21 protein-coding genes are annotated in these 25,692 nt (G+C 59.5%); 13 read left to right on the top strand and 8 right to left on the bottom strand.

Features of this window, described 5'->3' with window-relative positions; genetic code table 11:
* Positions 1–171: 171 nt before the first annotated feature.
* Positions 172–1,614 (bottom strand): 6-phospho-beta-galactosidase, encoded by a 1,443-nt coding sequence (gene lacG / locus AB5758_RS07185; RefSeq protein ID WP_022094683.1) that lies wholly within the window; start codon positions 1,612–1,614, stop codon positions 172–174.
* Positions 1,615–1,964: 350 nt separating this feature from the next.
* Between lacG (AB5758_RS07185) and AB5758_RS07180 the strand changes: the two genes are divergently transcribed.
* Positions 1,965–2,993 (top strand): LacI family DNA-binding transcriptional regulator, encoded by a 1,029-nt coding sequence (locus AB5758_RS07180; protein WP_368141375.1) that lies wholly within the window; start codon positions 1,965–1,967, stop codon positions 2,991–2,993.
* 276 nt (positions 2,994–3,269) lie between these two features.
* Here the strand turns inward: AB5758_RS07180 and lacG (AB5758_RS07175) are convergent, their stop codons facing one another.
* Both lacG (AB5758_RS07175) and AB5758_RS07170 read right to left on the bottom strand, forming a co-directional pair.
* Entirely contained in the window at positions 3,270–4,709 is a 1,440-nt protein-coding gene (gene lacG, locus AB5758_RS07175; protein WP_368141369.1) for a 6-phospho-beta-galactosidase, read from the bottom strand.
* A 66-nt stretch (positions 4,710–4,775) separates the two neighbouring features.
* Positions 4,776–6,542 carry a PTS lactose transporter subunit IIBC gene (locus AB5758_RS07170; RefSeq protein WP_368141368.1) on the bottom strand — a complete coding sequence of 589 codons (1,767 nt, stop codon included), beginning with the start codon at positions 6,540–6,542 and terminating at the stop codon, positions 4,776–4,778.
* A gap of 357 nt (positions 6,543–6,899) precedes the next feature.
* On the opposite strand from AB5758_RS07170, the gene AB5758_RS07165 reads away from it, so the two are divergent.
* The 7 genes from AB5758_RS07165 to AB5758_RS07135 all read left to right on the top strand — a co-directional run bounded on the left by AB5758_RS07165 (position 6,900) and on the right by AB5758_RS07135 (position 13,129).
* Positions 6,900–7,904, top strand: a complete 1,005-nt coding sequence (locus AB5758_RS07165) for a LacI family DNA-binding transcriptional regulator (protein WP_368141367.1) — start codon at positions 6,900–6,902, stop codon at positions 7,902–7,904.
* Between the two features lie 213 nt (positions 7,905–8,117).
* A complete protein-coding gene (locus AB5758_RS07160) occupies positions 8,118–8,456 on the top strand; it encodes a PTS lactose/cellobiose transporter subunit IIA (RefSeq protein ID WP_006234827.1) in 339 nt (112 codons plus the stop codon).
* 258 nt (positions 8,457–8,714) lie between these two features.
* The gene (locus tag AB5758_RS07155) at positions 8,715–9,728 is read left to right on the top strand and encodes a hypothetical protein (RefSeq protein WP_368141366.1); all 1,014 of its coding nucleotides are present in this window, start codon (positions 8,715–8,717) and stop codon (positions 9,726–9,728) included.
* Positions 9,729–10,035: 307 nt separating this feature from the next.
* The gene (gene lacA / locus AB5758_RS07150; protein ID WP_006234830.1) at positions 10,036–10,464 is read left to right on the top strand and encodes a galactose-6-phosphate isomerase subunit LacA; all 429 of its coding nucleotides are present in this window, start codon (positions 10,036–10,038) and stop codon (positions 10,462–10,464) included.
* Between the two features lie 63 nt (positions 10,465–10,527).
* The gene (gene lacB / locus AB5758_RS07145; RefSeq protein WP_006234831.1) at positions 10,528–11,052 is read left to right on the top strand and encodes a galactose-6-phosphate isomerase subunit LacB; all 525 of its coding nucleotides are present in this window, start codon (positions 10,528–10,530) and stop codon (positions 11,050–11,052) included.
* A 203-nt stretch (positions 11,053–11,255) separates the two neighbouring features.
* Entirely contained in the window at positions 11,256–12,137 is an 882-nt protein-coding gene (locus tag AB5758_RS07140; protein WP_368141365.1) for an aldose 1-epimerase family protein, read from the top strand.
* A 56-nt stretch (positions 12,138–12,193) separates the two neighbouring features.
* Positions 12,194–13,129, top strand: a complete 936-nt coding sequence (locus tag AB5758_RS07135; RefSeq protein ID WP_349071387.1) for a hexose kinase — start codon at positions 12,194–12,196, stop codon at positions 13,127–13,129.
* 343 nt (positions 13,130–13,472) lie between these two features.
* Here the strand turns inward: AB5758_RS07135 and AB5758_RS07130 are convergent, their stop codons facing one another.
* The 3 genes from AB5758_RS07130 to AB5758_RS07120 all read right to left on the bottom strand — a co-directional run bounded on the left by AB5758_RS07130 (position 13,473) and on the right by AB5758_RS07120 (position 17,498).
* On the bottom strand, positions 13,473–15,101 hold the full coding sequence (locus AB5758_RS07130) for a UDP-glucose--hexose-1-phosphate uridylyltransferase (protein WP_368141364.1): 1,629 nt from the start codon (positions 15,099–15,101) through the stop codon (positions 13,473–13,475).
* Positions 15,092–16,297, bottom strand: a complete 1,206-nt coding sequence (locus AB5758_RS07125; protein ID WP_368141363.1) for a galactokinase — start codon at positions 16,295–16,297, stop codon at positions 15,092–15,094. Before AB5758_RS07125 ends, AB5758_RS07130 begins: the two co-directional genes overlap by 10 nt.
* Positions 16,298–16,421: 124 nt before the next feature.
* Positions 16,422–17,498, bottom strand: coding sequence for an aldose epimerase family protein (locus AB5758_RS07120; protein ID WP_368141362.1), 1,077 nt, complete (start codon positions 17,496–17,498; stop codon positions 16,422–16,424).
* 344 nt (positions 17,499–17,842) lie between these two features.
* On the opposite strand from AB5758_RS07120, the gene AB5758_RS07115 reads away from it, so the two are divergent.
* Together AB5758_RS07115 and AB5758_RS07110 are read left to right on the top strand one after the other, a co-directional pair.
* On the top strand, positions 17,843–18,829 hold the full coding sequence (locus AB5758_RS07115; RefSeq protein ID WP_368141374.1) for a LacI family DNA-binding transcriptional regulator: 987 nt from the start codon (positions 17,843–17,845) through the stop codon (positions 18,827–18,829).
* A 129-nt stretch (positions 18,830–18,958) separates the two neighbouring features.
* The gene (locus AB5758_RS07110) at positions 18,959–20,119 is read left to right on the top strand and encodes an FprA family A-type flavoprotein (RefSeq protein WP_161115048.1); all 1,161 of its coding nucleotides are present in this window, start codon (positions 18,959–18,961) and stop codon (positions 20,117–20,119) included.
* A 74-nt stretch (positions 20,120–20,193) separates the two neighbouring features.
* Here AB5758_RS07110 and AB5758_RS07105 read toward each other — a convergent pair whose 3' ends face one another.
* Positions 20,194–20,997 carry a DeoR/GlpR family DNA-binding transcription regulator gene (locus AB5758_RS07105; RefSeq protein WP_196032999.1) on the bottom strand — a complete coding sequence of 268 codons (804 nt, stop codon included), beginning with the start codon at positions 20,995–20,997 and terminating at the stop codon, positions 20,194–20,196.
* Between the two features lie 334 nt (positions 20,998–21,331).
* On the opposite strand from AB5758_RS07105, the gene AB5758_RS07100 reads away from it, so the two are divergent.
* Positions 21,332–22,189 (top strand): class II fructose-bisphosphate aldolase, encoded by an 858-nt coding sequence (locus AB5758_RS07100; RefSeq protein WP_161159316.1) that lies wholly within the window; start codon positions 21,332–21,334, stop codon positions 22,187–22,189.
* A 709-nt stretch (positions 22,190–22,898) separates the two neighbouring features.
* On the opposite strand, the gene vsr is transcribed toward AB5758_RS07100, so the two are convergent.
* Positions 22,899–23,888 (bottom strand): DNA mismatch endonuclease Vsr, encoded by a 990-nt coding sequence (gene vsr / locus AB5758_RS07095; RefSeq protein WP_368141323.1) that lies wholly within the window; start codon positions 23,886–23,888, stop codon positions 22,899–22,901.
* Between the two features lie 148 nt (positions 23,889–24,036).
* Here vsr and AB5758_RS07090 point away from each other — a divergent pair, with 148 nt between their 5' ends.
* Complete coding sequence (locus tag AB5758_RS07090; RefSeq protein WP_368141322.1) at positions 24,037–24,822, top strand: ABC transporter ATP-binding protein; 786 nt, start codon at positions 24,037–24,039, stop codon at positions 24,820–24,822.
* Positions 24,812–25,692: FtsX-like permease family protein (locus AB5758_RS07085; RefSeq protein WP_368155460.1), on the top strand; the 881-nt coding region annotated here is incomplete at its 3' end. The genes AB5758_RS07090 and AB5758_RS07085, both read left to right, overlap by 11 nt.

The following is a 25,692-nucleotide window of genomic DNA, read 5'->3' as shown; positions in this document are numbered from 1 at the left end:
ACGCTCCTCTTTGCATGAAATCTTAATGGCATGGACGTTGAAAACCTATATGGTCTCCCGCTTGCTAAAAGCCCGGGTGCAGGCGGGGTCGGTCCCAGGGGGAGAGAGGGGAGCGGCTGGGTTTGTATCGCATAGGGCCGCTCCCTTCTCGGGGGAAAGCGAGGCGATGCGCTACTGCGCGTCCGCCATAGTGTCGGCGAGCTCCTTGTACCAGAGTGCCGACTGCTTGATGTAGCGTTTTTGCGTGTCGAAGTCGATGTAGAACAGGCCGTAGCGCTTGTTATAGCCATTGGCCCACGAGAACTGGTCCTGCAGGCTCCAGATAAAGTAGCCCTGGACGTCGACGCCCTCGGCGCGCGCCTGGAGCACCTTCTCCATGTGCTGGTCGACAAAGTCGATGCGCTCGGGATCGGCGACGATGCCGTTTGCGTCGGGCTCGGGGTCCTTGTGGCCCAGGCCGTTTTCGGTGATATAGATGACGGGGAGGTTGGGATAGGTGGCGCTGATGTGCTTGAGCGTGTCGTAGAGGCCTTGCGGGTAGATGAGCCAATCCCAGTCGGTGGTGGGGATACCCGGCATATCGACCTGCTGCCCGACGCCCTTAAACTTAAAGCACGAGGTGCCCTTGTCTCCGGTGCCGTTAAAGCTGTTGGTTGACTCGCCATCGTAGGCGGCGATAAACGCCGACTGATAGTAGTTGAGGCCGAACATATCGTTGCGGGGCGCCGCCTTGGCGAGCTCCTCCATGTCGCTGTCCTCAACCGTAAGTGTGGCGTTGTTGGCACGCAGAATCTCGTTGATGAGTGAGAGGGTGCGCGCGGAGTAGTGACCCAGGAAGGCGCCGTCCATGATGAAGTCGGTGTAGAAGGCGTTGTACAGGTCGGCGGCGTGCTGGTCGGCGGGCGAGTCGGTGGCAGGATATGCCGGCGTCAGGACGTTGACCATGCCAATGCGTCCGCCCAGGTGCTCGGTCTCGTCAAGATCCTTATACAGGTTGACGGCGCGGGCGTGGGCAACGAGCTCGTTGTGCTGGCTCTGGATGCCGCTCGTCACATCAAAGTGATGGTTGGGCGGGAAGTTGCCTTGGATGTATTGGGAGTGCGAGAGGCTGATGAGCTCGTTGATGGTGAACCAATTCTTGACCTCGCGGAACTCGCGGAAGCAGAACTCGGCATAGCGCACATAGGCGTCGACGGTCTTGCGGTTGAGCCAGTCGCCCTGGTTGAACAGGGCGGCGGGGGAGTCAAAGTGATGCAGGGACACATAGGGCTCGACGCCATACTTTTTGCAGCAGGCGAACAGCTCGTGGTAGTGCTTAACGCCCTCGGCGAGGGGTTCGGCATCGTCGCCGTTGGGGAAGATGCGGGTCCAGGCGATGGACACACGAATGGCGTTGAGTCCATGCTCGGCAGAAAGGCGGATATCCTCCTCGTAGCGGTTGTAGAAATCACTGGCCGGGTCGGGCAAAAAGCGACCCTGGGCGACAAGGTAATCGTCCCACATGGTCTTACCCTTGCCTGCCACCTTCGTGGAACCTTCCGTTTGGTACGCGGCGGTTGCGGCGCCCCAAACAAAGCCCTTCGGCAGCTGCTGTACGCGGTTTAGCAAAGACATATGCATACACCCTCTCGTCTCGCTGTTCGATATTGTGCGTTTGCGCTCAGGAGGCTCCCTGGTTAGCGTTCAGCGGTGAAAAAGCCCGATAAACACTATCTTAAAATGATTAGAACCAAAATGAGCACGTGAACATTTGACAATGAGCACGTTAACATCCGGCTGGGATGTATAGAAACAAAACAACTTCAAACAGCCGCGAACGGTTGTATTTGTTCGGTAAGCGGTTTTGATTGACAGAAGTTTTCATGTTGTGGTATATGGCTCGGGTATCATGAGCACGTTATCAATGTATGTACGATGCGCCATGGGCGCGGGGAATAGTTGGGAAGCAGGTTAGCGTGGAAGGCATGGATCAGCAGACAAGGAATGGTCGTTCGGCGAGCGCGGCAGAGGTTGCGGCGCTCGCTGGCGTGAGCCGCCAGACTGTGTCTCGCGTGGTCAACGGTATGCCCAACGTGGCGGAAAAGACGCGCAAGCGTGTGCTGGCCGCCATGGAAGAGCTGGGCTTTCGTCCCAATTTTGCTGGAGCGGCGTTGCGCGGCGGGTCGTATCGTTCTATTGGCCTGTGCATGTACAACATCACACGTGTCGGTAACCTGGCGACGCTCGAGGGTATCATGCAAGCGGCGCGCGAGCACGATTTTGCCGTCACTATGATCGAGATGGGCGGCGACAAGCCCTATGCACTTGCCGATGCCTCGCGCCGCATGGTCGAGCGACCCGTCGACGGCATGATTCTCAACATGAACCGCATGGCTCCCGATTTTGAGGAGTTTGTTCCCCAGCCGGGAATGCGAACGGTCATCCTGTCCATGTATGCGCATCCGCGCTGCACGACGATCGACTCCGACCAGTATGGTTCGTGCGAGCTGTTGACCAATTATCTGCTGGAACATGGTCACTCGAATATGCGGTTTGTGGCGGGTCCGGAAAACTCGATTTCCTCGCGTTTTCGTGAGGCCGGTTGGCGCGATACGCTGGGTCGTGCTCATGTCGATGCCGCTCCGATGCTGCGTGGCGATTGGAGTGCGGACAGTGGGTACGCCATGGGCGAGCGGATTGCGGCCGAGGTGCTTGCCGGCGGGTCGCAGGCGCCGACTGCCGTGCTTGCGGCAAATGACCAGATGGCGCTGGGCGTTATCGCCGCGCTCGAGAACGCGGGCCTGTCCGTGCCCGACGACGTGAGCGTGGTTGGTATCGACGACGCACTCGAGGGACTTGTTCCTCACAATCGGCTGACGACGCTGCGATTTGATTTGCGCGGTGTCGGTAAGCTTGCGTTTGAGGCGGCGATTGGAGAGAGCTCGTCTATCGAGGCGATTCATGTGCCGAGCACGCTGGTCGAACGCTCGACTGTTAGGGACATACGGGGTTAGGTCCTACTCCGTTTGTCTCGATTTGTAACAGGTAGACGGTCAAAAGCGGGCTACGTGTTACAGATTTAGATTCTTCGGAAAGAGCAATCCTGTTCGTCTCAATCTGTAACAGCTAGGACCAAAAAACTCAGCTAGATGTTACAGATTGAGACGAACGGCTTCCGACCTGAACAAAAAGGTCGGGGGCGGCTCGCCGTGTGACGTGCCGCCCCCGGCTGAGAAATGGGGACAGGTTATGTGGGCGGTGCAACTCCGCCAACCGCTCGTCGCAAGCCGCTAGTCCAGACGACGGGTCTGCGCCACGTGCTTATACCAGTATGCGCTTGCCTTGGGCGTGCGCTTCTGGGTTTCAAAGTCAACGTAGAAGAAGCCGTAACGCTTGTTGTAGCCATTGGTCCAGGAGAACTGATCCTGCAGGCTCCACAGGAAGTAGCCGCCCACGTTGACACCCACCTCCATGGCCTTGAGCAACCAGCGCAGGTGCTGCTCGATGTAGTCGATGCGCGGCTGGTCGTCCACAAAACCGTCCTTGTAGGGGTCCTTGTAGCCCATGCCGTTCTCGGTGATGAAGATCTGCTTGTAGTTGGGGTAGCGCTGCTTAATGTAGACGAGCAGATCGAACAGGCCCTCGGGATAGATGATCCAGTCCCAGTCGGTGGTGGGGATACCAGGCTTGTTCACATGCTCGCCAATACCCTTAACGCGCCAGCGGCCGGTGCCCTTCTCGCCCGTACCGTTGTGGTGCAGGTCGTTCTCGCCATCGTAAGCCTTCAAAAAACGGCACTGGTAGTTGTTAACGCCCAGGTAGTCGTTGTAGAGCGCGGCCTCGCGCATGATTTCCAGATCCTCGTCCAGGATCTCGATGGTGCCGCCCGAGACGGCAGCCAGGCGGTTGGCGCACTCGAGGGTGTCGGGGGCATAGTCGCCGCGGAAGGTGGCGTCGAGCAAGAACTGGTTCTGCAGCACGTGCTCGTTGTTGGCGGCTTTGATGTCGGCGGGGTCGTTCTCGTTGAGCGGATACTTAAACTCCAGCGACTGGATGACGCCGATCTTGCCCTTAAAGCCGCCGTTGTGGAAGGCCAGCACGGCCTTGGCGTGGGCGAGCATCATGTTGTGCTCGCACTGGAAAGCCTCGGCCAGATGCGCCTTGACGCCACCGGGGAAGGTGCCCTCGATGTAGGTGTTGGAGGCGTCGGCCCAGATCTCGTTAAAGGTGAACCAGTAGGTCACCTGGTCGGCGTACTCCTTAAAGCAGAAGGTGGCAAAGTCCACAAAGGCGTCGATGGTCTCGCGGTTGAGGAAGTCGCCCTTCTCAAAGAGGGGCAGCGGCGTATCGAAGTGATGCAGCGTGACAAACGGCTCAACGTGGTGCTTGTGGCACTCGGCGAAGAGGTCGTGGTAGAACTGGACACCCTCGGGGTTGATTTCGCCGGTACCGTTGGGGAAGATGCGGCTCCAGGCGATGGAGAGGCGGATGCCGTTGATACCGAACTCCTCGCACAGCTCCAAGTCGACGGGGTACTGGTTGTAGAAGTCCGAAGCGGGATCGGGGGAAAAGCGCCCCTGGGCCTCCAAGAAGTCGTCCCAGGCGACTTTGCCCTTACCGTGGGTGCGGGTCTCGCCCTCTACCTGGTAAGCAGCAGTGGCGCCGCCAAAGACAAAGCCCTCGGGAAACTGCGCAGGCGGGTTGGTGACGCTAGCGGGGTTAACGGACATGATGATCCAATCGTTTAAATCGAAGGACCAGCCGGTCTTGGATGGTCGGCTGGCCCTGAGCGTTACTTACTTCGAAAGCTGCTCGGAGACGAAGGCGAGAGACTTATCGCCGTTCTGGGAGAGCTCGATGTACTGCTTGCCGCGGCAGGCGACGCACTTGTTGCCCACGCGCTCGCAGTCCTTCTGCAGGTCGGCCAGGTAGCTTGCGGCCTGCGGGGCCAGGACGACCAGGTCAAAGTCGGGAAGCATGTCAACGTGGTTGCCATAGGCCTCGGCAGCGGTCTCAAGATTGATGCCGCGCTCTTTGGCGGTCTTGGCCAGCGCGTTGGCGAGCAGGCCCGAGGTGCCGCCACCCTGGCAGAGCACGAGCACGCGCTTGCCGTTGAGGTCACTGGCGGCCGTTGTCTCAGTGGCGACAACGGCGGGAGCGTCGGCCTTCACGGCCTCGGCAGCAGCGCCGGCGGCAACGCTCTTGGCATCGGCCTTGCCCTGGAAGGCATCGTTGAGCTTGGCGGCCTTCTCGGCGTTCTTGGCGGCGAGCTCCTCCTGGGAAATCTCGGCCTCCTCGGCGCACTTCTGGGCGTCGTAGGCACGGAAGAACGGGTAGTACAGAACGAAGTCGACGACCAGGATAAGGGCGAGCATCACAAAGGCGAGCGGCTGGAAGCCCAGGCCCATGATGGTGCCGATGGGGCCGGGGACAGTCCAGGGCAGGGTGTACATAAAGCCGTTCATGCCCAAGAAGTCGATAAAGATCTTGAGGATCCAGATGTTGGCGATCGGGGCAAAGACAAACGGGACAAAGAAGACGGGGTTGAGCACGATGGGCGCGGCGAACAGCAGCGGCTCGTTGACGGCAAAGCAGACGGGGACGATGGCGGCCTTACCGACGGCGCGCATCTCCTGAGACTTGGCCAGGAAGCAGAACATAAAGACCAGGACGAGCGTGGCGCCGGTGCCGCCCATGCAGACGACGAAGTACTGGGCACCCTGGGTCAGGACAGCGGAAGCGTGCTGGCCAGCCTGGAACGCAGCCAGGTTGTCGGTCATGTTGGCAACGAGAGCGGCGGCGATGGCGGGCTCGACGATCGAGGGGCCGTGGACGCCCACGAACCAGAACAGGCTCATGGCGCCGTAGATCACAGCGAGGCCGATGTAGCCATCGGCAGCGGTGAACAGGGGCTGGAACACTTGGATGACGCCCTGGGCAAAGCAGAAGCCAAAAGCAGCGCGGAAGACGATGTCAAAAACCCAAAAGACGGTGATGCAGACGGAGAAGGGGATGATGTCCTTGAAGGTCTGCGAGATGTTGGGCGGAACCTGCTCGGGCATCTTGACGGTGATGTTGCGCTTAATGAAGAACTTGTAGATGATGCCGGTCACAAACGCAGCGATGAAGGCGGTCAGCAGGCCCTTGGAACCAAGGTAGGTGGTGTTGAAGCCGCTGGCGGCGTCCGTGGCGACCGTGTCGCTCGAAAGGAGCAAGAAGCCGATGATGGCCGCGCACATGCATGAGATAAAGTTAATCTGGTTATTCTTGGGCAGGTCGCGGTTCTGAGCGTCGGCGAAGTGCTTGGCTGTGGTGGCGGCGCAGGCGATGGCCAGGATGCCCATGGAGTAGTTGTAGCACTTCCACAGAGCGTTGTTGATGTCATCGGGCCAGTAGAAACCCCAGATGTTGGGGACCGAGGCTACCAGGCAGAAGATGGACGAGAAGATGATGATGGGGATGACGGAGATAAAGCCGTCGCGGATCGCCTTGAGGTACTTGTTGCGGGCGATCGCGTTGAAAAAGGGCTGGCCCTTTTCGATGATGGCGATGAGTTGCTCCATGCAATGCTCCTAAGAGTCGGTGGGTTAGCAACGATGGTAGCTTTTGACGTTCGGTTGCCAAAATGTTGACGTTGCCATTTTGTGACACAAAAAAAGACGCGAACCGGTGGTTCCTGTGCCTGCGAACCGTCGATTCCTTACGCGTAAACGTTTGAGCCGCCCGGTGGCTCTGTGTTTGCACAATGGCAACGTTAACATTTGGGCGACAAAAGCCGTTCGGGGAAGCAAAAATGTCGGTGAACGGTAGGTTTTGGGTGGTGAGCGTATGGTGGGGGAGGCGTTAGATATACTTGAAGACGTTTCATTTGACTGCGTAGGGTGCCACCAATGGCATCGTTGACATAGAAAGATCGACCTATGGCCGCTGTTAAAAAATCGGTATCCGTCAAAGACGTGGCGCGCCTCGCGGGCGTCTCGGAGCAGACGGTCTCGCGCACCGTGCACGATTCGCCCAGTGTGCGCCCCGAGACCAAGGAACGCGTGCGTGCCGCCATGCGCGAGCTGGGGTATCGCCCCAATTTCGCCGGTCGATCGCTGCGCCGTGGCAAGTTTAAGACCGTCGGCGTCGCCATGTTCAACATTACCGGTACCGGCAACCTCGACCGTATGGAGGGCTTTGCCGCCGCGGCCGACAAACATGGCTATGCCATCACCCTCACTAAAGTAGATGGACATCCCTATACCCTCGAGAGCGCATCGTCGCGCATGAGCGCGCTGCCGGTGGATGGCATGGTCGTGATCATGAATCGCATGCCGGCGGACTTTGGCACCTTCGAGCCGCTGCCCGGCATGCAGACGGTGCTCGTTACGATGCTGGAGCACCCGCTCTGTTCAACGGTCGATAACGACCAGTTCGATTGCTCGCGCCAGGTGGTCGAGTACTTGCTGGGGCGGGGGCACAAAACCGTGCACTTTATCTCGTGTCCCGAGCGCTCACTTTCGGGCATGCGGCGCGAGGAAGGCTGGCGCGAGACATTGCGCGCGCATGGAATTGAGCCGCCGCGACTCGTCCGTGGGGATTGGACGGCACAGAGCGGATATGCTGCCGGTCAGGCTCTGGCGGAAGATCCGACCTGTACGGCCATTTATGCTTCCAACGATGCCATGGCATACGGCTGCATTCGCGGGCTCGAGTCGTGCGGAAGGCGTGTGCCCGAGGAAGTGAGCGTGGTGGGTGTTGATGACAGCCTGGGCGATATCGTGCCCGACCGTCGCCTGACCACGGTGCGCTTTGACAACAAGCGCGTCGGCATGTGGGCGGTCGACAAGATTGCCGGCGCTGATGGGGGTGCGTCTGGCGTGGAGCACATGCTGATCCCCGGTGTGCTCGTAGAGGGCGATACGGTGCGCGATTTGCGTTAGGTGCGGCCCTGTTTGGGTTGCCGCTAATTGTGTTCGATATTGTTCAGATTGGTTTAAAAACCGTTCACGGGCGAAAAGTGACCGTTCATAGTTTGAAATTACGTTTTGAGCTGTTCTTTTTTGTTTGAATGTTATTGTTTCTGTCATACACAACGCAGCGCGTATGCCCGGACGCGATGCTCTCCATTGGTTCATATGTGAAAGGAACGCAATATGGCAACCAAAGAAGAAATCTCGATGGTTGGATTCGAGATCGTCGCATACGCAGGTGACGCCCAGACCGATCTGCTTGCAGCGCTCGATGCTGCTCGCGAGGGTGACTTTGAGAAGGCCGAACAGCTGCACAAGGATGCCAGCGATGCGCTCATCGGTGCCCACGACACGCAGACCAAACTGCTTTCGCAGGAGGCCGGCGGCGGCGAGATGGAGATGACCTTCATCATGGCTCACGCTCAGGACACTCTCATGACCACTATGATTCTGGAGAAGCAGACCCGCTTTACCATCGATGCCTACAAGCGCATCGCCGAGCTCGAGGCCAAGCTCGCCTAACGAGCCCTCACAACCAAGTCCCCTTCCAAAAGCTCTGCCGCTACCCGCGGCAGGGCTTTTTCTGTCCTCCTCCAAGTTGCGGTGAAATGGGGACTGAATAGGGGCCGGCGGGCGCAAAACAATCCCTATTCCACCGCAACTCATCCGGAGATAGTCATTGGGGACAGTCTTGGTGCGCTTCGTTCGTCCTCCCGTTCGATTTTTGCTCGGTGGGTATACTTTCTTTCGCATTAAGCCCCGGACTGAGGAGGTGTCCAAATGCCGGACAACGGATTGATTCAAAAGACAGATGCGCGCGAGATGGCTCATGGGCGTCCTGTCCAGATAACCGAGCATACGACGGTAACCGAGCTGCAGCCCAGCCTGTCCGATGTCGTGTGCGCAAACAAAAAGCTGCAGATTGGCTTTATCGTTGCGCTCGTGGTACTGGCGCTGTTGTCGGGCTTTGTAGCTCGTCCGCATTTTGCCGATACCAAGACTTGGGACTCCACCATCGAGGTCATCGATCAAAAGAAGGGCAATGTTTTGGCGCTCACAACCTCGTGCGTCGCCCTATCTGCGGGTATCACTGCGCTGCCGGGCGATACGGGAACGCCAGTTGCCGAGCAGCTCGCGCAGCTTTCGGGAAACTTGGGTATCGTGCTTGCCGTGCTCTACCTCGAAAAATATCTGCTGACCATTTTATGGTCGGTCGGGCTGGGCATCCTGATTCCGTTCTCGCTCGTACTCTTCGCGGTGTCGCTTGGCATTCACGGACGCTGGAGCACGAGCGCGGTCATTCGCCGCGTGGCAACGCGTGTGCTGGTGGTCGCCATAATTGGCATGGCGTTGGTGCCTGCAAGCGTTTGGGTGTCGCAGAAGGTCGACGAAACGTATCGCGTTAGCATCGAGGCGGCCGAGCAAAAGGCGGCCGACGCTGCGGGTGCGGCAAATAGCGATAGCTCCAAAACAAGCAAGAAAAAGACCGAGTCCGCAGAGTCCAAGAGCGTGCTCGAGCAGCTTGCCGACGGTGCCTCGGGCCTCGTCACGTCGGTGACCAGCGGCGCCAAGCAGATGACCGATGAAATTGTGCAGCAAGTGACCGATCTCATCGAAGGCGTCATTGTGATGATCGTGACCTCGTGCGTTATCCCGCTGCTGGTGCTCGCGGCGTTTCTGTGGCTGGGACACACGCTACTGGGGATTGATATTTCCGGCCCGGCGAACTATTTGACGGGCCGCTTTCTGAGTGCTCCGTCCAAGCACGCCAAGAAGGGCAGGCAGTCTGAGTAGGCGGCAAAGCGTTCTTTGGAAGATCAACTGTAAGAAGGGCGGCCGAGACACGTTCTCGGCCGCCCTTTTGTTTGTTGAATACGCGGTCGCTACGTCCGCGTCGGGTCCAGACGGTCGGCAATCATCCGTGAACGGTATTTGTTCAAAAAAGAACAAAGATAAACAAATAATTCTTGCAGTTGATGTTCGAATGTGTTCAAATAAACACGAACAGTGAAGAACCGCACATTCAGATGCCCGGACCTGAACGCGATTCAACACTTCCAAACAGAAACTACGCACCTGCGTATCTCTCAAGGAGGATGTCATGAGGGTTGTAATCGCTTCCGATGCCGACGGTATGTCGATGAAGGAGTCCATCAAGGAGATGCTCATCGCCGACGGTCACGAGGTCGTCGACTATTCCGAGACCCCTGCCGCGGACTTTGTCGATTCCGCGACCGCCGTTGCCAAGGACCTGCTGGAGCACAAGGATTCCCAGGGCTTCGCATTCGATAAGTACGGCGTCGGCTCCTATATGGCCGCCGTCAAGATCAAGGGCATGGTCGTCGCCAACATTTCCGACGAGCGTTCCGCCTACATGACCCGCGAGCACAACGGCTCGCGCATGGTCACCATGGGCCCGGGCGTTGTGGGCACCGAGGTTGCCAAGAAGATCGCCCGCGAGTTCCTGCGCGCCCAGTACGCCGGCGGCCGTCACCAGATCCGTGTCGACATGCTCAACAAGATGGCCTAACGAGAGCCACCGAGAACTCGAACTTCTACCTCAACTTGTGAATTCAGACGAAAGGACGTTCTGATGAAGAAGACCATCGCAATCGGTTGCGACCATATCGTTACGGACGAGAAGATCTATCTGGCCGACCGCCTGGAGCAGGCTGGCTACAAGGTGCTCGACTGCGGCACCTACAGCCACACCCGTACGCACTATCCCATCTACGGTAAGGCCGTGGGCGAGGCTGTTGCCAGCGGCAAGGCCGACTTTGGCGTGGCCCTGTGCGGCACCGGCATCGGCATCACCAACGCCGTCAACAAGGTTCCCGGCGCCCGCTGCGCCCTGGTTCGCGACATGACCTCTGCCCTGTATGCCCGTCGCGAGCTCAACGCCAACATCGTGGGCTTTGGCGGCAAGATCACCGGCGAGTTCCTGATGGCCGATATCATGCTTGCCTTCCTGGAGGAGCCCTACGAGAAGACTCCCGAGCACGATGCCCTGATCGCCAAGATCGATGCCTGCAATAAGGCCGACGCCGAGGCTCAGGCCGACCCGCACTTCTTTGACGAGTTCCTCGAGAAGTGGGACCGCGGCGAATACCACGATTAGCGGGTATCCGGCGTAATTAACTAGTCCGTTGACGGCTCGCGTTTCTGTGATGGGGCGCGGGCCGGTTTGCTATCAGCCCAATTGGCCCAGCGGGCTGGACGTGCATTGTTCTTTTGTTTGCGGCGCTGCCTCATTACCTTTCTGCTAAAGGCACGACGTTCACAATGGATCGTGCGAGATGATATGTGAAGGAGAAGATTCCCATGGAGTTTGTTCTTGATAACGGCTCTGTCCGCATTGCGTTGAGCACGGCTGGCGGATCGTTCACTTCTATTACGGCCAACGGCCGTGAGTACCTGTGGCAGGGTGACCCGGCGGTCTGGTCGGGCCAGGCACCCATTTGTTTCCCGATCTGCGGCGGCCTTCGTGACGGTCGCGCAATGACCATGGGCGGCCGCGAGGTTAAGCTCGCCCGTCACGGCTTTGCTCGCAAACAGGAGTGGAAGCTCGAGGAGCAGGGCGACAACATGGTCGCGCTGAGCCTAAGCTCTGCCGACCATGCCGAGTTGCTCGAGCAGTACCCGTATCCGTTTAAGATCGTTGCTCGTTACACGATCGATGCGGCTAAGGTGGCCGTGTCGTACGAGGTGACCAATGAGGGCACCGAGGACATGCCGTTCTTTGTGGGTGGCCACCCTGGCTTTAAGTGCCCGCTTGACGAGGGCGAGTCCTATGACGACTACGAGCTCCATTTTGATCAGCTCGAGGCCGCCGAGCTCTGTACTGCCGTTCCTTCGACGGGTCTGATTGATGTTGAGCATCGCAGCAAGAACCCCATGATCGACCAGAACCTGCCGCTGACCCACGAGCTCTTCGACTTCGCGGAGACCATCTTTGACGTGCTCGAGAGCCGCGTGGTTACGCTGACCAAGAAGACCGAGGACAAGGGCGTGCGCCTGACGTTCCCCGATATGCCGTACCTGATTGTGTGGAGCAAGCCCGAGGGCGACTTTGTGGCCGTGGAACCGTGGGGCGGCCTGTCCACCTGCTCCGACGAGGACGATATTCTGGAGCACAAGCGCGGCTGCCTGGTGGCCAAGCCGGGGGAGACCGTCACCCGCGGCTTTGAGATCGAGATCCTTTAACGAGCTATCGTATGTTTGGGGCCGCGCGTGTCGTGCCCCGGAAACAGGAGTTCAATATGATTCTGACCGTTACCATGAACCCGTCGATTGATACGCGCTATCAGCTCGATAAGCTGATCATCGACGATGTTAACCGTGTGACGCCCGAAAAGACCGCTGGCGGCAAGGGCCTCAACGTGAGCCGTGTGCTGCTGCAGTTGGGCGACGATGTGCTCGCGACCGGTCTGCTCGGCGGTCACATGGGTGCCTATATGGCCGAGCTCATGGATGCCGATGGCGTCAAGAACGACTTTGTGCCCATCGCTGGCGAGACACGCATCTGCCTGAATATCCTGCACGAGGGCAACCAGACCGAGCTGCTGGAGAGCGGCCCGCAGATCGCCCCGGCCGAGCTCGAGGCCTTTACGGCCAAGTTCGCCGAGCTTGCAGCGAAGGCGGACGTTGTGACGCTTTCGGGCTCGCTGCCGCGCGGCGTCGATGCCGGCTACTATGCCGAGCTCGTCAAGATCGCTGAGGAGGCGGGCGCCAAGGTGCTGCTCGATACCTCGGGTGCATCGCTGGAGGCCGCGCTTGAGTCCGACGCTAAGCCTGAGCTCGTAAAGCCCAACCTGACCGAGATTAACGGCCTGCTGGGTACGTCCTTTACGACTGATGATGTCGATGCCCTGCGCGAGGCGCTCGCCGCCGATGGCCGCTTTGCCGGTATTCCCTGGGTTGTCGTTTCGATGGGCGCTGCCGGTTCGGTGGGCTTCCATGAGGGTCGCGCGTTCCGCGCCAAGACGCCCGCGATTGCGGCTGTGAACGCTACGGGTTCCGGCGACTCGACCATCGCCGGCTTTGCGCATGCCATTGCTGCCGGCGCCGACGACGTCACGGTGCTCAAGACCGCCAATACCTGCGGCAAGCTCAACGCCATGGATCCCAAGACCGGCCACCTGGTCATGGACCGCTGGGACGAGGTCTACAACAGCGTTGTCGTGACTGAACTCTAGGGTTACGGCGTTTTACCAAACGCCGAAACGGCTCGACGCTACAAACGCCCCTAAGCGGCAATCTGACGTTCAATCGTCGGGCATGACCAGAAGGTCAATGCCCTCCTCTTTCACGTCACCTTGCTCGCTTAGGGGCGTTTTCGCTGTCGTTGCCAAGACACCGGCGTTGCCTTGGTCGCAAGTAGTCATTGGGGACGCTCTTTAATGACTAGTCGTTTAAGAACGCCCCTTAAGAATGACCCCAATGACTACACTCAAAAACGGCGCCCGCCGGCGATGTTGCCGGCGGGCGCCGTTGTCTTGAAGACGAAATGATCCGTTTTCCTCCGTCCCCAAGGGATCATTACAACGAGTCGATAAAGCGCTGTTGGGCGGCGCGGCCGGCTTCGTCCCACTTAAAGACGCCGGCGTTGTCGAGCACGTGGCCAAACACCACGCCGACCTCTTCGTGCAGGATGTCGATGGCGTTGTCGGCCGTAAGCTCATCGGCACGACGAACAAAGACGTCCTCGGCCCATGCGGCGTGGCTGCGGCAAAGGTCGTCGCCCTCGAGCGCGCCGGCGAGATCGTAGCTGGCATCGGCCTTGGCCGCCAGCAGGTGCTCGCGGACAGCGCCGAGCTCGGGAACCAAGCGCGGCGGTAAAATGGCCAGGCCCATGACCTCGATCAGGCCGATGTTCTCCTTTTTAATATGGTGATACTCGGCATGCGGGTGGAACACGCCCAGCGGATGCTCGTCGGTCGTGATATTGCAGCGAAGCGCCAGGTAGGCCTCGTAGATCTCGCCGCCGGCATTGCCGCGGGAATCGACGCGGCGGATGACGGGCGTCACGGTGTTGTGCGCTACGCCGTCGACTGTGTGCGCGACGATGCCAACCGACTCATCGGTCCACTCGCGCCAAGCGAGGATAATCTTCTCGGCAGCGTCGAGCAGCTGAGCGCGGTCATGCGAGCGCAGGCGCAGCACCGAAAGCGGCCATTGCAGCACAGTGCCGCTGACCTGGTCAAATCCGGGTACGCTAAACTGCGAGACCTCGGCGGCATGCATCATGGGGAACTCGTGCGCACCGCCTTGGAAGTGGTCGTGCGAAAGAATCGAGCCGCCCACGATGGGCAGGTCGGCGTTGGAGCCAATAAAGTAGTGCGGGAACAGGTCCACAAAGTCGAGCAGGCAGGTCAGTCCCTTACGGTCGACGTGCATCGGGCGATGCTCGGAGCTCATGGCAATGCAGTGCTCGTTAAAGTACGCATACGGGCTGTACTGGAAGCCCCAGCGCTCGCCGTCGAGCTGGATGGGGATGACGCGCAGATTCTGGCGGGCGGGGTGAGCGCCGCCGTCGGCTGCGGCGGAACGTCCGGGATAGCCCTCGTTTTCGATGCAGAGCTGGCAGGCGGGATACTTCTCGCCCGTGTTCTTGGCTGCACCTGCCGCGGCGATATCGCGCGGGTCCTTCTCAGGCTTGGACAGGTTGATAGTGATCTCCAGGTCACCCCAGTTGGTGGAAGTGCTCCATTTGATGTTGCGCGCGATGGCGGCGCGGCGCACGTAACCGGCGTCACAGCACAGGCCGTAGAACCAGTCGGTCGCGGCGCGGGGTTCGTGGACGCCCATACGTCCGTTGAACTCCTCGTTTACAACCGAAGGCCTCGGCATGAGCCCGCCCATGATGCGCATGGCGATGCGGTCGCGGCCCGACGCCGTGTCCTCGGCAGCACCGTTGGCCACGGCGGCCTCGGAAAGCGCGGCAAGCGTGCCCTCCAGGTCAAAGTCGGGGAGTGTATCGGGGTGCAAGAGCGAAATCTTCTCGGTCTTGAGCGCCCAAGCCATGTCGAGCGCGGGACCCGTGGCGCCGATGCACTCCAAAATGGTGTTGTATGCCCAGATGCGATCGTCCTGGCCGATCATCGATCGGTGAATAGCGTACTCGATCAGGTTCTGCGCGGCCTCGCGCACGTCAGTCATTACAGCCATGCCGCGTAAGCCCCCTTGTCAGAGATGGCGTAGTGACGGGCAGAGCCCTCGCCCAGCCAGCTGTTCATCTTGGTGATGAAGGTGTCGACCAGATCGAGCGGCACGAAAGCCTGGATGGTACCGCCAAAGCCGCCGCCGTGAATACGAACGGCGCCACGGCCGTCGAGCACATGCTCGGCAAGAGCAAGCGCGTACATGGAAGGCTGCTCGGCACCCAGTTTGGCAACAACATTCTGCAGGTACATGGCAGAGCTGGCGCCGGACTCGCGCGTCAGGACCAGGAACTGGTCAATGTCGCCGGCGTTCAGGGCCGCCCAGCGTTTATCGACCAGGCCGTTCTCGTACCAGTAGTGAACGGCGCGCAGGCAGGCACGGTCGCCCAGCTTGGCGCGCAGCTCGGGGAGCTTGGCGTCAAAATCGGCAACGTTTACCTCGCACAGGCGTGCCTTGCCAAACTCGGCGGCGACGTCTTGCATTTCGCGCGGAACGGCCGCGTAGTCATCGGTGGCGGCCACGTGGTCGGCGCCGACCTTAACGAGCACGAGCGCATAGCCGTGGTCCTCAAAGTTGAGCTCGAGCTTCTGGGTCTTAGGCTGAGCCTGGTCCTCAAAGTCCATGTAGGCAAGGCCGCCCAGACATACGGCGGCCTGGTCCATCAGACCGCAGGGCTTGCCGTAGTAGTTGTTCTCGGTGCGCTGGCTCATCTGAGCGAGCGTGACGGGCTCAATGGCGGGCGCGCCCCAGAGCGTCTCCATGGCACGACCGTACGCGGCCTCGACGGCGGCAGAGCTGGAAAGGCCACCACCCGAGGGGACGGAGCAGGTGAAGGCGAAGTCGAAGCCGTGGGGCTCAACGCCAAGGGCTGCAATCTCGTGTGCCATGCCGCGGACGAGGCTTGCGGACGTGCCCTTCTCGGACTCCTGAACATCCAGCGTGTCGAGCGTGATCTCAAACGTAGGATAGCCCTCGTCGGCGACGCGAATCCTGTTGGAGTCGGTTGCCACGGCGATACCGTCGACAGCGACATCGAGCGAGCCGGCGATAACGTGACCGCCCTCGTGATCGGTGTGATTGCCGCTGATCTCGGAACGCCCGGGCGCGTGCACGTAGAGCACCTGGCGGTCGCCGATGGGGCCAAACTCCTCCTCAAACAGCTTGGTGAGCGTGGCGAGTGTCTTTTCGTCGGGGGCGGTCATGGTGTCTTCCTTTCTTGGTTATCCCGAGCTACCGGGCTTTGCTTATGAGTACGTAAACATATCAAGGTGCGAGGAAGTAGACGGGAGTCATAACGCTGCTCCCTCGCATCTCGACGAGGGTGGGTTAACAAATCGTCGAGAATCGGTACACGATTGTCGAGCTAAACGGGTGGTCAGGCGTGCAGACGGGATGTGCCCAATCTGTGTGATGGTTGTTGTCAGGCCAAAACTCGGGCTCAAATGCGACGCCGTCGCGAGGACCGTAACTGCAGCCGTCTTTGGCGTCGATATCGCTGAGCCAGTTGCCGGTATACAGATGCGCGCCCGGTGCGGTTACGAAGATGTCGAGCGTGCGGCGCGAGTTTGGATCTTGCAAGCGCAGTGCGTGGCGCGGGTCGGCGTCGGGGGTAAAGCTATCCAGGCAGAAACAATGGTCAAAGCCCCGTGCAATCTTGAGCTGCTCGTCGTTCGCCTCGATGTCGCGGCCGAGCGCCTTGGGTGCGCGGAAATCGAATGGCGTACCGGCCACGGGGCGAACCTCGCCAGAAGAGACGTTGTCCTGGCGCTGGGGGAGGAAAGCCTCGGCGTCGATAGTCGCGACCTGGTCCAGAACCGTGCCGGCATCGTGCCCCGCAAGGTTGAAGTACGTGTGGTTGGTCATGTTGACGAAGGTGTCGGCATCGGTAACGCAGCTTTGCGTGCAGGTGAGCTCTGCGGCACCCGTTGGCCCTGCCTGCAGGACATAGGCAACGGTAAAGGTGCGGTTGCCCGGGAGGCCCAGTTCGCCGTCGACCAACTTGCATGTAAAACTCACCGTGTTGGTAATCTCGTCGACCGTGGCGTTCCACACGCGCTTATGAAGGCCATGTTCAAGGTCGGTGTGCAGATTATTGGCTTTGTTGGGACCATCGTTGCATGCCATCTGATAGACCGTGCCGGCAATCTCGATTTGGCCTTTATCCGTTCGGTTGGCCGAAGGCCCAATGGTTCCGCCGTAGCACGCCGGATTGTCGAAGTAGCCATCGAGGGCATCGAAGCCGAGCGCGATGTCGGCAACATCGCCTGAGGCATCGGGAACCTCGATGCTAAGGATGGTCGCGCCATAGTCCATAACGCGCACGCGGGCACCTGCGCAAACAAGGTTATAGACCGTAACCGGCGAGCCGCCGGGGGCGGTGCCGAACGGAGTTGTGGTAATCATGAGCGTCCTTTCGAATACGACGCCATGGCCTGTGCGCCCGGAGCGCAGGCCATCATGGTATCGGTGTGCTTACGCCTTATGTTAACGTACTCATAGCCTGGAACCACGGACTTCTTCGCTTTCCTGCAATCGGTCGAAAATGAGCCGTGAACGGTATTCAGGTGGTATTGAGGGCGCTGCATAACTGCTGATAGGTATAGTAGAGTACGTTAACATTATCGGAAGACAACAAAGCCTCCCGTGTGACCAGCAATTTCGCATGGGGTATTTAGGCTTCCTACAGGAGCGAAGGTGATTTTGTGGCAAGGCGCCCTTCCAACGACACGGGTTCGCGTCCGGTTTCCATGGCCGACGTTGCCCGCGCTGCCGGTGTTTCGCAGCAGACGGTTTCGCGCGTTGCCAACGGATTGCCCAACGTGAACGAACAGACGCGTCAGCGCGTGCAGGCAGCCATGCAGGAGCTCGGTTTCCGTCCGAGCTATGCCGGTCGCTCGCTGCGCGACGGCCGCTACCATTCGGTCGGGCTGTGCGTTAACGACGTCACCAAGTTCGGTAACCTTACGATGATCGACGGCATTGCCAGTGCAGCCCGCGACCGCGGTTGTGCTATCACGCTGGTCGAGATGTCCAAGACTGAGGAGTTTTCGCTTGCCGAGGCAACGCGTCGTATGGCAGCGCTGCCCGTGGACGGCATCATTATCGGCATGAGTCGTATGGCGCCCGATTTTGAGGCGTTTGATCCGCTGCCGGGCATTGGCACGGTTATCGTCACCATGTATGCGCACCCGCGGGTGACCACGGTCGACTCCGACCACTATGGCTGTTCTCTACTGCTTATGGATCATCTGTTTGAGCTGGGCCACGAGCAAATTCGCTTTATCGGCGGTCCGTCCTTCTCGGTCGACGAGCAGTTCCGTCGGGCCGGTTGGAGAGATTCTCTCGAGCGCAGGCATATCAAAATGGCTGAACCGCTCGAGGGTGACTGGTCTGCCAACAGCGGTTACGAAGCCGGCAGATATCTGGCTGAGCACGACCGCACCATGACGGCGATTTACGCGGCAAATGACCAGATGGCAAACGGTGCGATCGCTGCGTTGCGCGACAGCGGATTGCGTGTGCCCGAGGACGTGAGCGTGGTGGGCGTCGATGACTCGCTCGACGACTTTGTCGCGCATAACGAGCTCACGACCGTGCGATTCGATCTACATCAGCGCGGACGCGAGGTATTCGAGCATGCGGTTCCCAAAGCGGGGGCAACGGGCAAGACTGTTGCCATTCGTATTCCGGGCAAGCTCATCGTTCGGCACACCACGGCAGAGCCTCGCGTATAGTTTTTGCAGGTCAAAAGCGGTATATTCCGCATCAATAACAATCGGTAAGGATGCTGGCAGATAGCCGTGGCTACGAGGGCGAGTGCTATGATAGACGGGTTCTTTTGTCTATCTAGGAGGCTTTGCCTGATGGAGATCACCAAGGATATCCGCTACATTGGCGTCAACGATCACGACATTGACCTGTTCGAGGGCCAGTACGATGTGTCCGAGAATGGTATGGCATACAACAGCTACGTTATCTTGGGCGAAAAGATCGCTGTCGCCGATTCAGTCGACGGCGGTTTTGTTGACGAGTGGCTCGGCAACCTCGAGGCCGTGCTCGATGGCCGCACGCCCGACTACCTGATCGTCCATCACATGGAGCCCGATCACTCCGCCGGCATCGCCGCCTTTATGGAGCGCTATCCCCAGGCGCAGATTGTTGCCAGCATGGGCGCCTTCCGTATGATGGTCAACTACTTTGGCACCGACTTCCCCGAGCGCAAGATGGTCGTCAAAGATGGCGACGTGCTCGACCTGGGCGGCCACAGCCTAACCTTTGTCGGTGCCCCCAATGTTCACTGGCCCGAGGTGCTCTTCTCCTACGAGTCCACCGACAAGGTGCTCTTTAGTGCCGACGGTTTTGGCAAGTTTGGCGCCAACGACATCGAGGATCCCGAGGGCTGGGCTTGCGAAGCGCGCCGTTACTACTTTGGCATCGTCGGTAAGTTCGGCAAGTTCGTGCAGGCCGTCCTCAAGAAGGCCGCCGACCTGGACATCCAGATTATCTGCCCGCTCCACGGCCCCGTGCTGACTGAGAACCTGGGCTACTACCTCGACACCTATAACACCTGGTCGAGCTATCAACCCGAGGACGAGGGTATCACGATTGCCTACGCGAGCGTGTACGGGCATCTGAAGGCTGCCGTCGAGGAGCTCGCATCTGCGCTTGAGGCTCGCGGCCAGAAGGTCTCCGTCTTTGACCTGGCTCGTGACGACATGGCCGAGGCCGTTGAGGATGCGTTCCGCTACGACCGTCTGGTGCTCGCCTCCATCACCTATCAGGGCGAGATCTTCCCGTGCATGAGCACCTTCATCCATACGCTCGCCGAGCACGCCTACCAGAACCGTACGGTGGCGCTCGTCGAGGCCGGCTCTTGGGCACCCGCGGCTGCCAAGGTTATGACCAAGGAGCTCGAGGGCATGAAGGACATCACCCTGACGCAGAACAAGGTGACTGTGCTGGGCTCGCTCAACGAAGCCTCGCGCGCCCAGATCGAGGCCCTCGCCGACGAGCTGTCCAAGTAGCGACACGCTCACTTTTGACGCTCAGCCATCACAACCACCACAAAGGGGACAGGCACCTTTGTGGTGGTTTTTGTTTAAGCGCCGGCGATGATGAGGGCTGGACGTGCGCTGTCGGTGGCCTCGGCGATTGAGGTGGCGACGGCATGATCGGGGTCACGGTCCATCACGATGGTGTCGACATCAGTCAGTTCGGCAAAGCGGTACATGCCGCGTCCGTTAACCTTGCTAGCGTCCATGAGGGCGACGCTTTGATGGGCTCCGGCGATCATAGCTGTTTTGGTCTCGGCCATCTGGGGAAAGTCGGTCGTAAAGCCGCAGCCGGGAACAAAAGCGCCAGGGCACATGACGGCAAGATCGGCGTGGACCATTTGGAGAGCCTGCATGGTAAGTGGGCCGTACAGATAGCGATGACCTTTGCGCAGTGCCCCGCCCAGCATGACGACATCGACCGAGGGCATGCTCTCGTCAATATAATCGGCGATGGTAATGTCGGCCGTGATAACGGTGATGCCGTCGCGCTGATCAAGGAGCCGGACGAACTCGAGCGCCGTGGTGCCCGAGTCGACGAGCAGGGTGTCACCGTCATTGACGAGTTCAATGGCGCTTTGTGCGATGGCTTGTTTGGCGGCGACGTTGACATTGATGCGGCGATCCTGCGTGGAAACAGTCAGACGCTTGTGGAGCGATACGGCGCCACCATGCGTGCGGCGCAGCTTGCCTGCTTCGGCGAGCGCGTCCAGGTCGGCGCGGGCGGTGACGGAGGACACGCCAAAGGTCTGGGCGATTTCTGCTACCTGCACCGAGGCGTTGTGCTCGAGCATTTCCATGATGGCGGCGCGGCGTTCGTCGGCAAAAGCACGGTTGGTAGCTTGGGTCATGTCTGCTCCATTCTCGGCTAAATTTGCAGGAATTGTGTTGACTCTATTTTCGTTCATTTTCTTTTTGAGTAAGAAAACACCTTTCGATTACTTATCTTTTCTATAAAAGAAAGACGCTCAACGCTCAAAATTCAATATCGAACACGCCCGCCCGGCCCCAATTCCTTCCGTTTACTTTTCAAAAACGACTGTATTGACCTGCATGGGCTCAATATCTCGCACATGCAAAGACGCTGAATTTCATACAATGAGCGCAGTAAAACGCAAGGTAAAACGCTTTGTGAACAACTACGCCCGATGTCCAGATGCGGGCGAGGGAGAGGAGCAAACGCTCATGGCACTTGTTACCACCGAAAAGATGCTCAAGGACGCTCAGGCCGGCCACTACGCTGTTGGCGCTTTCAACGTCGAGAACCTCGAGTTTGTTATGGCCGTTCTGGCCGCTGCCGAGGAGACCAAGTCCCCCGTCATCATGCAGACCACCCCGGGCACCATCAAGACCGCTGGCCTGGACTACTTCTACGGCATGGTCAAGGCTGCTGCCGAGCGCGCTACGGTTCCCGTTGCCCTGCACCTCGATCACGGCGATGGCTACGAGCGCTGCATGCAGGCTCTCCGCACCGGCTACACTTCCGTCATGATCGACGGCTCGCACGAGTCCTTCGAGGATAACATTGCCCTGACCAAGTCCGTCGCCGACGCTGGCCGCGCCATGGGCGTGCCCGTCGAGGCCGAGCTCGGTAAGGTTGGCGGCAAGGAGGACGACGGTCCTGCGGTTGAGGGCGAGAGCCCCTACACCGATCCGGCCGAGGCCAAGGAGTTCGTCGAGCGTACCGGCTGCACCTCCCTCGCAATTGGCGTTGGCACCAGCCACGGCGTGTACACGAGCGATCCGCACATCGAGCAGTCCGTGGTCAAGGCCATCCGCGACGCCGTCGACGTGCCGCTGGTTCTGCACGGCACCTCCGGTGTGCCCGATGAGCAGGTCGCCGAGGCAGTCAAGAACGGTATCTGCAAGGTTAACTACGCCACCGAGCTGCGTCAGGCCTATACCAAGGGCTTCATGGCCTACATGGCCGAGAACCCCGCCTGCTTCGACCCCAAGAAGCCGGCCAAGGAGGGCATGCGTGAGATCACCGAGCTGGTTAAGATCCGCATGACCAACCTCAACTCTGTGGGCAAAGCAGAGTAACAGCAAGGGTACTCTGATCCCACCGGACGGCTTGGGCGGGTCCCCGTACTTAGTTTCCAAAACGTCCTCGCGCATGAAGGCCCCCGTTGCCTCGCTTCTACGAAGCGTTGGCAACGGGGGCCTTCGCGCTGCGGAATGATTTTGGAAACTAAGTACGGGGACCCGCCCAAGCCGTCCTGCTCGATCGCCCTTGTGGCGTTAGGGCGGAAAGGATGGGGCGCGAGGGGCGCTTTGTTGATGAGGGGTTAGTATGCCCGGGCTTGGTTGGGGAAGGTTTTGTCTAGAGATGCTTGGAGCTTTTCGAACGATGCTCGTAAGTTGTGGCTCTGGTCGGTTGAGCGTTTGGCTTTTGTGGTTGGGGAGTCGAGGAGGCCGTTTCTCTGTGTCGGGGGGAAGGAGAAAAGGTCTGCATGTGTTAGGGATGGCTGCTGTGCTGCGTCATTGGAAGAATGCATGCTTATGCGGCCTCCTCGATGTCCACCAAAAGGTTGCGCACGGGGTGTGCTGCTAGGTCCCGTGCGTTGGCAGTATTATGCCGCGGCTGCTGCAAAGAAGTGCTAAAGAAAGGCTTAATGAGGTTTGACGTTGCGATGAAACCGCAGGTCAAAGCTATCGAGTAACACTCTTGAAAGGTTTTGAGCTTAAGGGCTTTCTAAGGTTTGTGGCGCGGATGTGGCTCGCCTGTGTGGGGCGTGTGGACGGCTCGTTCTTAGCGCTGCGGTGCGGCGGCGCGTACTTGTTCGATGACCTTTTCCATCGTGGCGTCGATGTGGTCTTTTTTGAGCTCGCATTCCCAGATGGTTATGGGCGTCCAGCCCATTTGAGTGAGTGCTGCCACGGCAGCGTGGTCGCGCTCGACGTTGCGACGGAACTTTGCCTCCCAAAACTCAACGTTGCGCTTGGGCTGGCTAGGGTTGCACTTGGGGCAGCGGTGCCAAAAGCAGCCGTTGACGAAGATGGCGATCTTGCGCCCGGGGAAGGCGATGTCGGGTTTGCCGGGAACCTTCCATTCCAAGCGATAGCCCGTAAGGCCCGCGGCGCGCAGGCGCTGTCGTACGAGCAGCTCGGGCTTGGTGTTGGCGCGCTTGTTGCCCTTCATGGACTTTTTGATGGCGGCGCGACGGCGCACGAGCTCACGCTCGTCGGCGGAAAGGTCCGAGGTATCGATGCCGTCGAGCAGACCTGGTTTGGGGCGTTTTTTGCTACGGCGCTTAGGTGCGCGCTTGGGTTTGACGGCGGGCTCGTCGGTCGTGGTGGCCCCGGCGTCGTTGGCAGTGCCGTTGGCCCCAAGCCGATCTTCCTTCAGCTCAATCAGCGCATCGATAAGCCCCTTGTCAGCGGGCATCCATTCCACCGTGGCAAGCGAGGTGCGCGGAATCCAGCGGATATCAAGCTGACGGTCATGCTTCTGGGGCTCGCCAGACCCTTTGGTCAGCGAGCAGTAGTAGCACTCCATGGAGAGATGGAAATCGGGGTAGTCGTACTCAACGGTATAGAAATCGCGCAGGTTGGTGACTTTTACCTGCAGCTCTTCCATGAGCTCGCGGCGTACGGCGTCCTCGGGCGTCTCACCGCGCATGAGCTTGCCACCGGGGAACTCCCAAAGTCCCTGCATGTCGCCGTAGCCGCGCTGCACGGCAAGCAGCTCATCGGATCCTTCCTTGCGAATGATCCCAGCGGCAACATGAACAGTCTTCAACAGGAGTCCTCTCTCAACATCAACACGTGGCAGGGTAGCTACGCGTACCTTACACAACGGTAAGGCAAGCGTAAGCCATATCGATGGTAGCCGACTCGTCTTCTTGCGACTATAGATGCCGTAGACTAATTGCAAGAAAGGACTCGGTATGCAAACCACGCACATGGCGACCCCGGTACTGGAGGCCGCGCATCTCGAAAAGGTATACGGAGCGCTGGGCAACGTGACGCGCGCGCTCAACGACGTCAGCTTTACCGTCAACCGCGGCGAATTTGTTGGCATCATGGGCGCTTCGGGATCGGGCAAGTCGACCCTGCTCAACTGCGTGTCGACCATCGATAGCGCCACAAGTGGCACGATCCGCATCAACGGGCAGGACGTAACACGCATGAAGCAGGCTAAGCTTTCGCAGTTCCGCCGCGAGGAGCTCGGCTTTATCTTCCAGGACTCCAACCTGCTCGATACGCTCACGGCACGCGAGAACATCGCCCTGCCGCTCACCATCGCCCGCACAAACTCGGCAGAGATTTCGGCCCGCGTGCAGGATGTGGCAGCGCGCCTGTCCATCAGTCAGGTGCTCGACAAGTATCCCTACCAGATGTCCGGCGGTCAGCAGCAGCGCGTTGCCGCGGCTCGCGCGCTCGTCACCGACCCCACCATGATCATGGCCGACGAGCCCACCGGCGCCCTCGATTCTAAAAGCGCTCGTCTGCTGCTCGAGAGCCTGGAGGCCCTTAACCGCCGCCTACGCGCCACCGTGCTCATGGTCACGCACGACAGCTTTGCCGCCAGCTACACGAGCCGTGTGCTGTTTATTCGCGACGGCAAGATCTTCACCGAGCTGCGCCGCGGCGACATCGACCGCCGAGAGTTCTTCGACCGCATTATGGAGGTCGTTGCCATGATGGGCGGTGAGGGCTCCGATGCTCTGTAAACTCGCTTGGGGCAACGTCCGCCGCGCCGGCCGCGACTACCTCGTCTACCTTTTGACGCTCACCCTGGGCGTCACGGTCTTCTATGCCTTTAACACCATCTCGATGCAGGTCGACATCGCCGGCATCGATGAAAAGGGCTTGGCACAGGTTATGGGCAGCATGCTCGGCGACCTGACGTACTTTTTGGCCGGTGTCATGGCCTTTTTGATGGTGTATGCCAATAACTTCATCATGAAACGCCGCAAGAAGGAGTTTGGCCTGTACCAGGTGCTCGGCATGGGGCGCGGGCGCGTCGCCACGATTATGGCGCTCGAGACGGTGATTGTCTCGGTCGTGGCCTTTGTCGCCGGCATTGTGCTGGGTGTGGGACTCTCCCAGCTCATGACGTTCTTTACGGCCTCGCTTTTTAAGACACAGATTGCCAATTTCCACTTCTTTTTCTCGGTGCATGCGTTCAATCTGACCCTTGCCTGCATGCTCGTAATGTTTGTGCTCACGCTACTGCTGAACCTTCGCGCCGTGCGTCGTACCAAACTCATCGAGCTTATGGGTGCCGAGCGTCGCAACGAGAGCATCAAGACACGCAACCCCTGGATTGCGATTGCCATCTTTGTCGTGGGCGTGGCGCTTGTGGGCGTGGCCTATTACCGTCTGTTACGTGATGGGTTCCCGCTAACCGCGACGGACAGCAAGCTGCAAGAGGCCATGAACCAGTTTGGTATTACGACCGCTATGGTTACCGTGGGCACCTTTGCCCTGTTCTGGGGGCTCTCGGGCATGCTCATCAAGCTGCTGCAGAGCCTGCGCAGCGTGTATTGGCGTGGCCTCAATATGTTTACCGTGCGTCAGCTTTCGGCCAAGGTCAATAC

Source organism: Collinsella aerofaciens (assembly GCF_040926405.1).
Classification (GTDB): domain Bacteria; phylum Actinomycetota; class Coriobacteriia; order Coriobacteriales; family Coriobacteriaceae; genus Collinsella.
Note: the sequence above shows the minus strand (reverse complement) of the source record. Positions and strands in the feature narration are given on the sequence as shown.

Excerpts from the sequence above, each read along its gene's own strand:
- AB5758_RS07155 (WP_368141366.1), top strand. The coding sequence starts at position 8,715 with ATGCCGGACAACGGATTGATTCAAAAGACAGATGCGCGCGAGATGGCT.
- lacG (WP_022094683.1), bottom strand. The coding sequence starts at position 1,614 with ATGTCTTTGCTAAACCGCGTACAGCAGCTGCCGAAGGGCTTTGTTTGG.
- AB5758_RS07100 (WP_161159316.1), top strand. The coding sequence starts at position 21,332 with ATGGCACTTGTTACCACCGAAAAGATGCTCAAGGACGCTCAGGCCGGC.
- AB5758_RS07135 (WP_349071387.1), top strand. The coding sequence starts at position 12,194 with ATGATTCTGACCGTTACCATGAACCCGTCGATTGATACGCGCTATCAG.
- AB5758_RS07125 (WP_368141363.1), bottom strand. The coding sequence starts at position 16,297 with ATGACCGCCCCCGACGAAAAGACACTCGCCACGCTCACCAAGCTGTTT.
- AB5758_RS07115 (WP_368141374.1), top strand. The coding sequence starts at position 17,843 with ATGGCCGACGTTGCCCGCGCTGCCGGTGTTTCGCAGCAGACGGTTTCG.
- AB5758_RS07170 (WP_368141368.1), bottom strand. The coding sequence starts at position 6,542 with ATGGAGCAACTCATCGCCATCATCGAAAAGGGCCAGCCCTTTTTCAAC.
- AB5758_RS07180 (WP_368141375.1), top strand. The coding sequence starts at position 1,965 with ATGGATCAGCAGACAAGGAATGGTCGTTCGGCGAGCGCGGCAGAGGTT.
- AB5758_RS07160 (WP_006234827.1), top strand. The coding sequence starts at position 8,118 with ATGGCAACCAAAGAAGAAATCTCGATGGTTGGATTCGAGATCGTCGCA.
- lacB (WP_006234831.1), top strand. The coding sequence starts at position 10,528 with ATGAAGAAGACCATCGCAATCGGTTGCGACCATATCGTTACGGACGAG.
- AB5758_RS07105 (WP_196032999.1), bottom strand. The coding sequence starts at position 20,997 with ATGACCCAAGCTACCAACCGTGCTTTTGCCGACGAACGCCGCGCCGCC.
- lacA (WP_006234830.1), top strand. The coding sequence starts at position 10,036 with ATGAGGGTTGTAATCGCTTCCGATGCCGACGGTATGTCGATGAAGGAG.
- AB5758_RS07165 (WP_368141367.1), top strand. The coding sequence starts at position 6,900 with ATGGCCGCTGTTAAAAAATCGGTATCCGTCAAAGACGTGGCGCGCCTC.
- lacG (WP_368141369.1), bottom strand. The coding sequence starts at position 4,709 with ATGTCCGTTAACCCCGCTAGCGTCACCAACCCGCCTGCGCAGTTTCCC.
- AB5758_RS07110 (WP_161115048.1), top strand. The coding sequence starts at position 18,959 with ATGGAGATCACCAAGGATATCCGCTACATTGGCGTCAACGATCACGAC.
- AB5758_RS07140 (WP_368141365.1), top strand. The coding sequence starts at position 11,256 with ATGGAGTTTGTTCTTGATAACGGCTCTGTCCGCATTGCGTTGAGCACG.
- AB5758_RS07090 (WP_368141322.1), top strand. The coding sequence starts at position 24,037 with ATGCAAACCACGCACATGGCGACCCCGGTACTGGAGGCCGCGCATCTC.
- AB5758_RS07120 (WP_368141362.1), bottom strand. The coding sequence starts at position 17,498 with ATGATTACCACAACTCCGTTCGGCACCGCCCCCGGCGGCTCGCCGGTT.
- AB5758_RS07130 (WP_368141364.1), bottom strand. The coding sequence starts at position 15,101 with ATGGCTGTAATGACTGACGTGCGCGAGGCCGCGCAGAACCTGATCGAG.